7 protein-coding genes are annotated in these 13477 nt (G+C 69.9%); 3 read left to right on the top strand and 4 right to left on the bottom strand.

The genetic code is table 11. The features are described 5' to 3' along the window. Positions 1-168: 168 nt before the first annotated feature. Complete coding sequence (locus ACZ64A_RS00970) at positions 169-1389, top strand: thiolase family protein (protein ID WP_469807343.1); 1221 nt, start codon at positions 169-171, stop codon at positions 1387-1389. After that, entirely contained in the window at positions 1386-3515 is a 2130-nt protein-coding gene (locus tag ACZ64A_RS00965; RefSeq protein WP_469807342.1) for a 3-hydroxyacyl-CoA dehydrogenase NAD-binding domain-containing protein, read from the top strand. Before ACZ64A_RS00970 ends, ACZ64A_RS00965 begins: the two co-directional genes overlap by 4 nt. 70 nt (positions 3516-3585) lie before the next feature. On the opposite strand, the gene ACZ64A_RS00960 is transcribed toward ACZ64A_RS00965, so the two are convergent. The 3 genes from ACZ64A_RS00960 to ACZ64A_RS00950 form a co-directional block, all read right to left on the bottom strand. After that, the gene (locus tag ACZ64A_RS00960) at positions 3586-5247 is read right to left on the bottom strand and encodes a phosphodiester glycosidase family protein (RefSeq protein WP_469807340.1); all 1662 of its coding nucleotides are present in this window, start codon (positions 5245-5247) and stop codon (positions 3586-3588) included. 115 nt (positions 5248-5362) lie between these two features. Continuing rightward, on the bottom strand, positions 5363-6880 hold the full coding sequence (locus tag ACZ64A_RS00955; RefSeq protein WP_469807338.1) for a hypothetical protein: 1518 nt from the start codon (positions 6878-6880) through the stop codon (positions 5363-5365). Positions 6881-6935: 55 nt separating this feature from the next. Next, positions 6936-8366, bottom strand: coding sequence for a hypothetical protein (locus ACZ64A_RS00950; RefSeq protein WP_469807337.1), 1431 nt, complete (start codon positions 8364-8366; stop codon positions 6936-6938). Between the two features lie 99 nt (positions 8367-8465). Here ACZ64A_RS00950 and ACZ64A_RS00945 point away from each other — a divergent pair, with 99 nt between their 5' ends. Next, a complete protein-coding gene (locus tag ACZ64A_RS00945) occupies positions 8466-9374 on the top strand; it encodes an endonuclease/exonuclease/phosphatase family protein (RefSeq protein WP_469807335.1) in 909 nt (302 codons plus the stop codon). A 56-nt stretch (positions 9375-9430) separates the two neighbouring features. Here ACZ64A_RS00945 and ACZ64A_RS00940 read toward each other — a convergent pair whose 3' ends face one another. Beyond that, complete coding sequence (locus tag ACZ64A_RS00940) at positions 9431-13402, bottom strand: bifunctional glycosyltransferase/CDP-glycerol:glycerophosphate glycerophosphotransferase (protein ID WP_469807333.1); 3972 nt, start codon at positions 13400-13402, stop codon at positions 9431-9433. Positions 13403-13477 lie beyond the last annotated feature (75 nt).

Genomic DNA, 13477 nt, shown 5'->3' with positions numbered 1-13477 from the left:
CGGATCTCGCCAAGATCCCGTGTCCCGCACACGATCCCGGTGTGACCTTCGCCGCTCCGGTCGTGGGGACTGGGCAGCTACGTTACTCATAAGTAGCATGGGGCTGAGCGCGCGCTCAGTGCATGCGTGCCGCAGCAGTGCCACCCCGCACCCTGGAGGAGAGCCATCGTGCCTCGTACCGTCAGGGACGTCGTCTTCGTCGACGGCGTCCGCACCCCGTTCGGCAAGGCGGGCCCGAAGGGCATCTACCACGAGACCCGTGCCGACGACCTCGTCGTGAAGGCGATCCGGGAGCTGCTGCGCCGCAACCCCGGCCTGGACCCGAAGACGATCGACGAGGTCGCCATCGCCGCGACGACGCAGATCGGTGACCAGGGCCTGACCCTCGGCCGCACGGCCGGCATCCTCGCGGGCCTGCCGCAGTCCGTGCCCGGTTACTCCATCGACCGCATGTGTGCCGGTGCCCTGACGGCCGTCACCTCGGTCGCCGGCTCCGTGGCCTTCGGCGCGTACGACGTCGCCATCGCCGGCGGTGTCGAGCACATGGGCCGCCACCCGATGGGCGAGGGCGTGGACCCGAACCCGCGCTTCGTGAGCGAGAAGCTGGTCGACGAGTCCGCCCTGTTCATGGGCATGACCGCGGAGAACCTGCACGACCGCTACCCCTCGATCACCAAGCTGCGTGCCGACGAGTACGCGGTGCGCTCGCAGGAGAAGGCCGCCAAGGCGTACGCCAACGGCAAGATCCAGGCCGACCTGGTGCCGATCTCGGTGCGCCGCACCAGCCCCGAGGGCGGCGAGACGGGCTGGGGCCTGGTCACCGCCGACGAGCCGATGCGCCCGGGTACCACGCTGGAGAGCCTCGCGGGCCTGAAGACGCCGTTCCGGGTGCACGGCCGGGTCACCGCGGGCAACGCGGCCGGTCTGAACGACGGTGCCACCGCGTCGGTCATCGCGAGCGAGGAGTTCGCCCGCGAGCACGGCCTGCCGGTCAAGATGCGCCTGGTCTCCTACGCCTTCGCGGGCGTGGAGCCGGAGGTCATGGGCTACGGCCCGATCCCGGCCACCGAGAAGGCCCTCGCCAAGGCGGGCCTGTCCATCTCGGACATCGGCCTGTTCGAGATCAACGAGGCCTTCGCCGTGCAGGTGCTGGCCTTCCTCGAGCACTACGGCATCGCCGACGACGACGCCCGCGTCAACCAGTACGGCGGCGCCATCGCGTTCGGCCACCCGCTGGCCTCCTCCGGCGTCCGTCTGATGACGCAGCTGGCCCGCCAGTTCGAGGAGCAGCCGCACGTCCGCTACGGCCTGACCACCATGTGCGTCGGCTTCGGCATGGGCGCGACGGTCATCTGGGAGAACCCGCACTTCGACGGAGGCGACAAGTGAGCACCACCGCTGAACTGCTGAAGGGCGCGGCCGAGCTGTTCCCGGACGAGGTCGTCACGCAGGCGCACGTACGCCACTTCGACCTGCCGCTGGGCGCCGGGCGCTTCGCGCTCATCACCCTGGACAACGGTCACGACCACACCAAGCCGACCACTTTCGGCCCCCAGTCGCTGGCGAACCTGAACACCGCCATCGACCAGGTCGAGAAGGAAGCGGCCGAGGGCGCCATCGTCGGCGTCGGCATCACCGGCAAGCCGTTCATCTTCGCCGTCGGCGCCGACCTCAAGGGCGTCGAGCTGCTGAAGGAGCACAAGGACGCGCTCGCCATCGGCAAGGGCGGCCACGACGTCTTCAAGCGCCTCGCGGGCCTCGCGGTCCCGACCTTCGCGTACTACAACGGCGCGGCCATGGGCGGCGGAGTCGAGGTCGGCCTGCACTGCACCTACCGCACGGTGTCCGCGGCGCTGCCGGCGTTCTCGCTGCCCGAGGTCTTCCTCGGCCTGGTCCCGGGCTGGGGCGGCTGCACGCTGCTGCCGAACCTGATCGGCGCCGAGAAGGCCGTCACGGTCATCATCGAGAACAGCCTCAACCAGAACAAGCAGCTCAAGGGCAAGCAGGTCTACGAACTCGGCATCGCGGACGCGCTGTTCGAGGGCGCGGACTTCCTGGAGCAGTCGCTGATCTGGACGGCGGCCGTCCTCAAGGGCGAGATCGTCGTCGAGCGTCCGGCCATCGACCGCGGTGAGGGCTGGGACCAGGCCGTCGCCAAGGGCCGGTTCATCGCCGACTCCAAGGTGCACGGCGCGGCCCCGGCCGCCTACCGCGCCCTGGACATCATCGCCGCCGCCAAGAACGGCGACCTGGAGCAGGGATACGACGCCGAGGACCAGGCGCTCGCCGACCTGATCATGGGCGGTGAACTGCGCTCCGGCATCTACGCCTTCAACCTGGTGCAGAAGCGCGGCAAGCGCCCGGCCGGCGCGCCGGACAAGTCGCTGGCCCGCCCGGTGACGAAGGTCGGCGTGGTGGGCGCGGGCCTGATGGCCTCGCAGCTCGCGCTGCTGTTCCTGCGCCGCCTGGAGGTCCCGGTCGTCCTCACGGACATCGACCAGGAGCGCGTCGACAAGGGTGTGGGCTACGTCCACGCCGAGATCGACAAGCTGCTCGGCAAGGGCCGCATCAACCAGGACAAGGCCAACCGCCTCAAGGCGCTGGTGACCGGTGTCCTGGACAAGGCCGAGGGCTTCGCGGACGCGGACTTCGTCATCGAGGCCGTGTTCGAGGAGATGGGCGTCAAGCAGAAGGTGTTCGCGGAGGTCGAGGCGGTCGCCCCGGCGCACGCGATCCTCGCCACCAACACCTCCTCGCTGTCGGTGTCGGAGATGGCGTCGAAGCTGAAGCACCCCGAGCGGGTCGTCGGTTTCCACTTCTTCAACCCGGTCGCCATCCTGCCGCTGCTGGAGATCGTCCGCGGCGAGCAGACGGACGACGCCTCGCTCGCGACCGCGTTCGCCGTGGCCAAGAAGCTGAAGAAGACCGCGGTCCTCACCAAGGACGCCCCGGCGTTCGTCGTGAACCGCATCCTGACCCGCTTCATGGGCGAGATCCAGAACGTCATCGACGAGGGCACCCCGGTCGAGACCGCCGAGAAGGCGATCGAGCCGCTCGGCCTGCCGATGTCCCCGCTGGTGCTGCTGGAGCTGGTCGGCCCGGCGATCGGCCTGCACGTCTCCGAGACGCTGCACGGCGCATTCCCGGACCGCTTCAAGGTCTCCCCGAACCTGAAGGCGGTCGTCGAGGCGGGCAAGCGCGGCTTCTACGTCTACGACAGCGGCAAGCCCGAGCTGGACCCGGAGGTCGCCGCGCTGCTGAAGCAGGGCGATGTCGTCCTGACGGAGGAGCAGGTGCGCGCCCGCGTCCTGGACGCCGTGGCGCAGGAGATCGGCCTGATGCTCGAGGAAGGCGTCGTCGCCGAGGCCCAGGACATCGACCTGTGCCTGATCACCGGCGCCGGCTGGCCCTTCCACCTGGGCGGCATCACGCCGTACCTGGACCGCGAGGGCGTCTCGGAGCGGGTCAACGGCAAGAAGTTCCTGGCCCCGGGTCTCGCGTCGGTCCCTGCGTGACCCCGAACAGCTGAGGAGGGCCCCCGCGTCGAGCGGGGGCCCTCCTGTTTTTTGCGTACCCGCGCCGCGGTCAGGACTTGGGGACGACGACCACGGCGTTGCTCAATTTCCGCTCGACCGGGGCCTTGCCCCAGTCGTCCATCGGCCTGTTCACCAGGGAGCCGCCCACCACCATGGTGGCGTCGCCCCCGCTGCCCAGTCCGACCGCTTCCGTGGCTCCCAGCCACTTCATGACCGCGGCCGCCTCCGGCCAGGTCACACCGACGCTCGTGCCGGGGTCACGGCCGTCGACCGTGACCAGCAGCAGTTCGCCGGTGGCGGTGACGCCGGCCATGCTGCGCGGATGGCGCTGCACCAATGTGTTGTTCGGACTGCCGTCGAAGCCGGTCATGCCGTTGGCCTTCGTGTTGAGATACACGTTGCCGTCGCGGACCAGTGCGGGGCCACCGCCCGCGACGGCGGAGAGCGTCGGAGACGTCACCGAGGCGCCGGTCGCGTCCTTGATCGACGCTCCGGGCTTGAAGACGGCGCCCACCGAGGCGTGCCGCCGGAGCCAGTCGGCGCCCTCTCCGATGCCCTGGAGAATGCGGCTGCCTGCCGGAATCGGCCCGCCGGCCGGGGAGCGGAGCTCCTGGACGACCCAGTTGCCGTTCATGACGACATCGACGCTGTCGGTGACGCCGGCGAACGGCCCCGGTGTCGAACTCCCCCACTCCGGGCGGAAGATGACGATCTCGTTGTCGTCCAGGCACAGCTGGTTGCGCCAGGGCGCGAGCATCGGCGTCGGCTTCTTGTCGATGGTGATCCAGTCGCCGCCCACGCCGCCGCAGCCGAGGACGCGGCCCGGCACCCGGTTGACGCCGTCCAGGACGCGTACGTCCCCGTTGGGTGCGGTGACCTGGAGGGTGGAGGTGACCTCGGCGATCCGTGCCCGCGCTCCGGCACCCTCCAGGAGCAGGGCGGTCCGGCCGTTGTTGGCGCCACCGAGCAGTACGTTGTTCTGGACGTACAGGCCCTGCGGAACGCCCTCGTAGCCGGAGAAGCCGGGGAAGGTGTGGATGTCGAACTCCGAGCCGTTCACCGCCGCCAGCGCGCCGCTCGCCGTCGCCATGTCCCGTACGGTCTCCGACGTGCTCACGTCCTTGCCGTGCATGGCCTTGAACGTCACCGCGGCCGTGGGGGCCACCCGCACGACGTGCACGGACCAGGGGCCGGTGCTCGGCTTGCCGTCCTGGGCGGTGTAGACGACACGCGCCCCGAACCCGGCCGTGCGCACCCACTGGGCGAGCCGGTCCGCGTCCGCCTTCCGGTCGGTGGAGAACCGCCCGACCCGCACGCCGTACCCGACCACATCCCCGGGGGAGTCGGCGGAGGGCGGGGCCGTGAAGGTGTCGACGGCGCCGCTGAACCCCTCGGCGGCGAGCTGCTGCACGAAGGCCGCCGCAGCGTTCGGGTTGCCGAACGTCTCGGTGCCGTTGGACTGGGCCCACACGGTCCACTGGTCCGACGCCTTGCCCTGGGTGTACGTCTGATAGGTGACGCCGGCCGCCAAGGTCCTCGGCTCTCCCGCCGCCATGACGAGATCGTCCGGCCCCAGCGGCATGCGGCCCTCCGCGGCGGCCTGCGCCGGGGCCGAGGACGTCTGCGGCAGCAGCAGGCCGCCCAGACACAGCACGGCGACACCCAGACCGCGCGAGATGCGGCCCGCCTTCCGGAACATCGCTCCGGGCATTCCGCCTCATTCTCTCGTGTGCTTCGTCTCATCCCCGGGGCGGTCCGGCACGGCCCGTGCCGTGAGCACCCCGCAGGCCGTTTCCAGGGCATCCGTGATCGCCCCTGAAGGGTGCTCAGTAGCCGGGCGAGCCCGCCCCGGTCGACACTGCGACGGTGGTGAAGGGGATACGGGTGATCGAGGTTTCGCCACCCGTGGGGTCCACGCCGAAGACGTCGACAACATGCGTGCCGGCGCTCCAGGCCCAGCCGCTGTCCCACGACCACATGCCGTCCGGACCTACGGCAGCGGCGCCGAGCAGGGCTCCGTTCTCCCGGAACCCCACCTGTACCGCTCCCGGCGCGGAGCCGGTGAAGAGGACGCGGGCGTCGAACAGCTGCTCGTGCGCCATGGGGGCGAACACCACGGGAGCGCCCCCCTCCGCGGCCGTGGCCGGCGCCATCGACAGGGCGTCGCCCATCGGGTGCCCGGCGAACCCGGCCGGCAAGGCGCCGTGCACCGGGCCGTCGACCGCCGTGAACTGCACCTCGGTCCGCTGCGACTGGTAGCCCACCCGGTCGATCCCGTACACCTTGACGGGGTGCTGCCCCTTGCTCCAGGCCCGGCCCAGCTCCCAGGACCAGGTGCCGTCAGGGGCCACATCCGCCTGCCCCAGGTATCTGCCGTGCTCCCAGATGCTCACGCGCACGGCCCCGGGCGCGAACCCGCTGAACCGTACGGCGCTCCTCGCCACTTCGGAGCGGGCAGCCGGCGCGGTCACGACGGGCGGCGGGAACTCGGCCCCCCTGACCACCGCGGTGGCCTTGAGGTACGAGCCGATGGGCGTCCGGTCGCGGTCGGGTTCCTCGTAGCCGTTGCGGACATGACCCAGTCGGGGCGGCAGTCCGTCGACCAGGAGGTTGAGGATGCCCAGCAGCGCGGGCACGTTGCGCCGGGTGACCTGGGTGTGGTCGGTGATGAACGGCGACTCGCTGTAGATGAAGTTGAAGTTGTCGTAACCGTGGAACAGGTCGAGGAAGGGCTCGACCTGCTCGGGGTACTGCTCGTCCTGCGGCGAGGACAGCAGGTAGATGTTCGCCGTGCGGTTGACCTGCGAGCGCACCAGGTCGGGCAGGATCGCGTCAACGATCCGCACGTTCTCCTCCGGTACCGTCTCGCCCAGCATGAACCGGGCCACCTTCGGATGCACCCGCTGCACGTACGACCCGACCAGGAACTGCGGCACGATCGAGACGATGTTGCGGAAGCCGTAGCGCAGGCCGAAGTACAGCGCCGCGCTGCCGCCCTTGGAGCCGCCCCACAGGGTGACGTCCTGCGGGGTCAGCTCGAGCGCGTTCATCACGTTGAAGATGAGCGCGGCCACGGACTGCTCCAGCGAGAAGTCCATGTCCTTGCAGAGGTAGTAGCTGTTCATTCCGTCGAACCGGTCACGGATCCACAGAATGTTGGCGCGCACGTTGTCGAGTACGCCGTTCGACCATCCGTAGTCGTCCGGGGCCGAGAAGTTGGCGAACACCACGACCAGGTGCCGGTTGCCGCCCTTGGCGTGGGTGAACCTGTACGGGACGGGGAAGGCTCCCGAGGCCTCGATCCCGGTGAGCAGCTGCCGCCCGTTCGCGGGTGCTGTGGACATGTGCGGTATCACTCTCTGCTGTGCGTCGGAAACGGGCGATGGCGGAGCCAGGCGCTCAGTAGGCGGAGGTGCCGGAGCCCACCGGGGTGTTCATGACGGTGAAGGGCACGACCGCTGCCGGGGACTCCACTCCCCTCTCGTCCACCGTGAACACCTCGACCGCGTAGGGGCCGTGCGGCCAGATCCGGCCGGCGTCCCAGACCCAGTTGCCGTCGGGGCCGACGGCGCTCGCCCCGAGCAGGACGCCGTTGAGCCGGAATCCCACCTGAGTGGCCCCGGGGGCCGCGCCGGCGAAACCGACCGCGTCGGCCTGCACCTGATCGTGCGCGCGGGGGGCGTGCACCAGCGGTGCCGGCGCCGGCTCGTGGCCGCTGTGCGCGGGCAGCACGTGCTCCGACACGGTGAACTGCACGTCGGTGCGCTCGGACTGGTAGCCGTCGGGGTCGACGGCGAAGAGCCGCACCCGGTGCTCGCCCGGGCTCCACGGCTGGTCCCGTTCCCAGGTCCAGGCGCCGTCCGCGCCGACCGGGGCGGACGCCAGGTACTTGCCGTGCTCCCAGATGCTGACGCGGACCGCGCCGGGGGCCCAGCCCGTCAGCCGCACGGCGCCCGCGGGCAGCAGATCGTGCGCCGCCGGGGCCGTGACGACCGGCGCGGCGAACGAGCTCTGCACCACGGACGTGGACTTGAGGAACATCTCGATCCCGGTCCGGTCGGCGTCGGGCTGCTCGTACCCGTGGCCGGTGACGCCCAGACGCGGAGCGATCCCCTCGACGAGCAGATAGGCGATCCCCAGCAGCGGCGGTGTGTTGCGCTGGGTCACCTTGCCGTGACCGGTGATGAAGGGGGACTCGCTGAAGAGGAAGTTGAAGTGGGGGTACCGCTCGAACAGTCCCAGGAACGGTTCGACCTGGGTGCTGTACTGCTCGTCCTGCGGTGAGGACACCAGATACAGGTGGGCGTCCGGGTTCGCTCCGGCGGCGAGCAGGTCGGGCAGGATCGCGTCCAGGGCGGCGACGTTCTCGTCCGGCATGGTCTCGCCCAGCATGTGGCGGCCCACGTCCGGGTAGACCTCGCGCACGAAGGTCCCGATGCGCAGCTGCGGGACGCTGGCGACGATGTTGCGGAAGCCGTAGCGCAGGCCGAAGTACAGGGCCGCACTGCCTCCCTTGGAGCTGCCCCACAGGGTCACGTCCTGCGGGGTGAGCCCGAGGGACGTCATCACCTGGGAGATGAGCCCGATCACGGACCGCTCGACACCGAAGTCCATCTCGTGGCACAGGTAATAGGTGTTCCGGCCCTCGAACCGGTCACGTATCCACAGGACGTTCGCCCGCAGGCTGTCGAAGACTCCCGTGGCCCAGCCGTAGTCGTCGGGTGCGTAGATGTTGGCGAAGACGACGACGAGGTGCCGGTTGCCGTTGCGGGCGTGGGCGAACCGGTACTCGACGGGACGACCGCCCGAGGTGTCGATCCCCTTGATCACCTGGCGTGCAGATCCTTTTGACATCTACGCTTACACTCCCCAACGGGTTGACACGCCAGGCCTGTGGCGCTTTTGCAGCAGGTCAGCCATCATGTCCTGATGCTTCCGACCGTCCTGCGGGCCGTGTCCCGGCGCCCCGGACGACGCGGCCGGCGCATGCTTGCCGCACTGGCGGCACTCCTGGGGCTCGCCACCGCCACGGCCCTGGTGCAGGTCGGCCAAACCCCCTCCGCGGCGTCGGGCCGCACCCTCACGGTGGCGACCTGGAACATGTGCGGGGTCCGGCAGTGGGGCTGCGCCGGCACCGGCAGCCGTCACACCAAGAAGTCCCGGGTGGAGCTGCTCGTCCGCGCCAAGGGGGCGCAGGTGGTCTTCCTGCAGGAGGCCTGCGCCGCCGACGTGGAGGCGGTGCGCGCGGATCTCGGCGACGACTGGCACACCGCCTTCCACTCCTACACCTGGCGTGACCGGGCCGGCCGCGTCAGCACCGTGCACTGCGCCGAGCCGGACCAGGGGGCCGCCGGGCTGGCCATCCTCTCCGCGTTCCCGCTCTCCGGCGTCGGCACGGTCAGGGCCCAGCAGCCTTCCGTGGGTCTGCGGCGAGGCATCCTGTGCGCGTCGCTCGCCGCGCAGGCCGTCCGGCTGTGCACCGCACATCTCAGCCCGGCGGGCAGCGATCGCGCCCACCCGCACTGGGAATTCCGCGACGACCAGCTGAAAGCGCTGGTGTCCGCGGTGCCCGAGCGGCGCACGGTCTACGGCGGCGACCTGAACGTCCGTCCGCCGGGCTCCGGCAACCCGTCCACCTGGGTGTGGCCGCGCGGCCCCTACACCGTGCAGCGGGAGTGTGACCAGCGTTCCGCCACCGCGCGGTCGGCGCGGCCGACGCATCGCTCCGGGCACAAGCTCGACTACCTGTTCACCGGACTTCCCAGGGCCGGGTGCCAGGTGTACGACACCGGCGCCTCGGACCACTCGGCCCTGCTCGTCGAGGTGCGCACCGCCTGAGACCGTGCGGGCCGAGCGGACAGGTCGCCGCCAGCCCGTGGGACCGGTCGTGGGCCTCACACGATCACGCCCTCGACGGCCCTGCCGTCGGACGGCAGCGTCGCGGGGTAGTGCTCGCCGAGCCGCTCGAGATCGGCGCGCTCCGGGTATCCGGCCTGCATCTCCTGCCGACGTGCCTGCTGCGGTGGTGCGGGGATGAACACCGCCGCCGACTCGCCGCGGCTGGGCTGGCCCGGCAGCGCGTCCATCAGCCGGTGACGGCCGTCCCCGTGGCCGTCCAGGGTGGACCGCTGCGGGGAGGACCACTGCCGAGGGGCCCGCGCGAGCGGCGTCAGCGGGCGGACGGCGTGCCGGGTGTCGACGGTTCCGACAGCCGGGGCCCGGGCGGCCTCGGGAGCGAGGTCACCGCCGGCGACCAGCATCCGGTCGGCGAGGCGTGCCGAGGCGTAGCCGTCGTCCAGGTCGCAGAACTCGCCCTGGAACCAGGCGTAGCGCTCGGCGTAGGTCTCCTGGATGCGGTCGACCTCGCGAATGGCGGACACCAGTTCCTGCGAGGTGTACACCAGGGGGCCGGGGGCGCTCTCCGCGAAGTCGAAGTAGAAACCGCGCAGGGTGTCGCGGTAGTGGTCCAGGTCGTAGGTGAAGAAGAGGATGGGACGCCCGGTGTTGACGTAGTCGAACATCAGCGACGAGTAGTCCGTGATCATCACGTCGGTGATCAGGGACAGGTCGGCCATGTCCGGGTAGTCGGAGACGTCGAAGACGAATCCGTCGCCGGCGCCCGGCACCGGGTCGACCACATTGGGGTGCCGGCGCACCAGGAGCACGTGGTCGGCTCCCAGACGGGCGCGCGCGTCGTCGAGGTCGATACGGAAGTCCAGCTTGTACTTGCCGGGCGCGTAGAACTGGTCGTCGCGCCAGGTGGGCGCGTACATCACGACGCGCTTGCCCTGCGGCAGGCCGATGCGCCGCCGGACGGCCTCTTCCCGCTCGGCCGTGCCGGACCGGCGCAGGATGTCGTTGCGGGGGTAGCCGGACTCGACCATCTCACCCGGGAAGCCGAAGGCGCGTCGCAGGATCGGCGTGGAGAAGCTGTTGGGCGAGACCAGCATGTCCCAGTTCTGCACCTCCTTCTCGACCCGTTCCAGATAGCGCTGGTCGGCGAAGTGGATCGCCTCGATGTCGTGGCCGATCTTCTTCAGCGGGGTGCCGTGCCAGGTCTGCACGACGATCTGGCCGTCCCGCTTCTGGAACCAGTCGGGCAGGTGGTTGTTGGCGACGACATACCGGCTGGTGGCGAGGGCGTCGTACCACTCCGGCGACCACATGCGCACCGGCGTGGCCGTGGGCGGCACCTGGACCTGGTCGTCACGCACGACCCACAGGTGTTCGAGCTCGGCGCCGCGCCGCACGAGTTCCTCGTGCAGGGCCCGCGGGCTGTCGGAGTACTGGGTGCCCTTGAAGGCGTCGAAGAGCACGGCGGGGTGCACCTTCTTGCGGCGGGCCGCGGGGTACGCCTTGGTGCGCAGCAGCTTCTGCCGGTAGGGGCCACGGGCGTGGTCGGGCATGGCCGAGTGGACCAGCAGGGAGAGCCTGTCCCAGGCCTCCGCCTGGAGTTCGTACCGGCGCTCGTCGTGCGCGTACTCCTGCGGGAAGGAGCCGATGAGGTCCTGGTCGAGCTTGACCATCAGATCGTCCAGGCGGTCCTCGCGTGCGACCGCCGAGAGGTCCTGGCGGCGCAGGAAGAAGTCCCAGCGGCCGGCGGCGAGCGGGATGTCCCCGGCGAGCGTCCGCATGGCCGCGGGGGCCAGGACGCCGTGGAACTGGTTGCCGTCCCAGGTCAGCGGCACGTTGCGCTCCGCGCCGTGGGCACGTGAGCGCACCACGAGGTGCGCGGCGCGGTACTGCTCGGGAGTGAGACGGTCGGCCGCCCGGTACCGTCCGTGGATCTCCAGGGAGCCGTCCTCCCCCCAGTTCACCTGTGCGGCGGTCGGCAGGGTCGCGCGCTCGAAGAGCACCAGGTAGCCGGAGCCGTTGCGGTGGACCACGACCTCCCGGTCGCCGTCACGGGTCTGGAGCGTCGCGGGCACCCGGTAGTAGCCGTCCGGGGTGTCCTCGGCCATGACCGGATAGATGGCCGCCTTGCGGCCCTCGACATGGAAGGTGGTCTTCCAGCCGTTGCTGCCCATGTTCCAGGACTGCGGTATCTCCACCCCGTCCTTGGCCGCCGCCCGGAACTTGGGGACGAGCACACGCACGGGGACCTTCGCCGTGAAGGTGCACCAGCCCTCGCCGCCGGGCTTGAAGTGCACGCGGGCGTCGTGGCGTCCGGCGCCGACCATGCTGGTCACCCGGAGCTTTCCCCACTCCGGCACCTTGGGGCCGAGGTACACACCGCGCATCTCCACGTGGTCGCCGACGAGGCGGTGGCCGGTGATCCGGCAGCGCACGATCTCCACGCGCAGCTTGAGGGATCCCTGCAGGAAGACGGGGAGGATGCGGGTGTTCTTGTCGACGTACCGGTACGGCGGGTTGGCGGCGCTCCCGGCGCCTCCCCGGCCGATGCCCTTGTACCGGAACAGTCCGCGGCTGAGGACGCCCGCCGCGACGTCCCAGGTGCCCTCGGCCCACTGCCCCTTCTTCTTCAGCCGCGTCGTGTCGATCCGGACCTCGAAGCCGGCCCAGTCGTAGCAGTAGCGGCTCTGGTTCGAGTGCTCCGTGGCCTGCGGCGCGTAGGTGGTCTTCGCCGGGACGACGACCATGCGGCCCTGCTTCTTGTTGCGCAGGGCGATCGCCTTGACCGACATGTGTCGCTTGTGCACGTTGATGAACCGGACGTAGGCGGTTCCGGTGAGGGTCAGCAGGTCCGAGTCGGTGTTCCACCTGGCTCCCGTCAGGGAGCCGTGCAGGGAGAGTTCCTTGTCCAGGCGGAAGGCCTTCTTCTCGAGACCGACCTCCCGGTCGCCGAGGTAGGGGTAGTTGAGGTAGCGGCGGAAGCGGCGCTGGACGGGTATGGGGCCGCCACGCCGTTCGAACTCGATGACGTCGATGAGCTCCGGCAGCCGGCCCTCACGCACCAGGAGCCACTTCACCCGCGAGTCGGCGGGCAGTTCGTCGATGATGCTGACGTCGGCCTCGTCGAGGAAGAGGTTGGACCACTGCATGAAGGCCCGCTGGTACTCCTCGTCGGCGTCGGGCAGCACCTTCAGATGCTGCATCAGGTCCGACTTCAGGCAGGCGAGGTCGTACTTGCGCTTGGCGTCCTGATACTGGCGGGAACGGTGTTCGGCGAGGAAGCGGCTGACGGTCTGTACGGCGACGACGCGGTCATGGAGGTTGGACAGTTCCGTGTAGCGCTGGGTGATGGAGGGGGCGGCGCCACCCTCGCGCCGACGCCAGTAATAGATCACGTCGGTGATGACGTCGACCTTGGTTGCACGGTGGTGCGCGTACATGTTGACCCAGGAGTCCTCGTACATGACTCCCTCGGGGAACCGGATGAAGTTCCGGTCCCAGAAGGACCGCCGGAACATCTTGTTCCACACCGTGCGGTCGTAGATCAGCGCGTCGAACTTCGTGATGTGGGTACCGCGCCGGTTCTTCTGCATCGGACCCTTGTGCAGCGGTGACTGCCACTTCTTCTCGGAGTTCATCATCTGCACGTTGCCGGAGACGAAGTCCGCGTCGGACTCCTCCAGGGTGCGCACCAGAAGCTCGTAGGCGTATTCGGGGATGACGTCGTCGCCGTCCACGAAGGCGAGGAACTCACCCCTCGGATGCAGCGAGCGCAGACCGGTGTTGCGGGCATGGCCGGGACCGTGCGCGTGCTGGCGGATGAGCTTGAAGCGGGGGTCGGCGGCGCAGTAGTCGGCCGCGATGCGGATCGACCCGTCGGTGGAGCCGTCGTCGACCAGGATCACCTCGAAGTCCCCGAAGGACTGGCGGGCGACCGATTCCAGGCACTCGGCGAGATACGCCTCGACGTTCTGGAAGGGAACGACAACGCTAAGACGCGGCTGAACCGCCAACTTCAACTCCTGCCCAAATCCCGCCCACGGGGACATCAACCGATACCCATGCGGACGCCCGCCCCCGCATGGCGG

The sequence above is a fragment of the Streptomyces sp. NPDC104814 genome, from assembly GCF_055583185.1.
The sequence above is the reverse complement of the archived record's forward strand: the minus strand, read 5'-3'. Positions and strand labels throughout refer to the sequence as shown.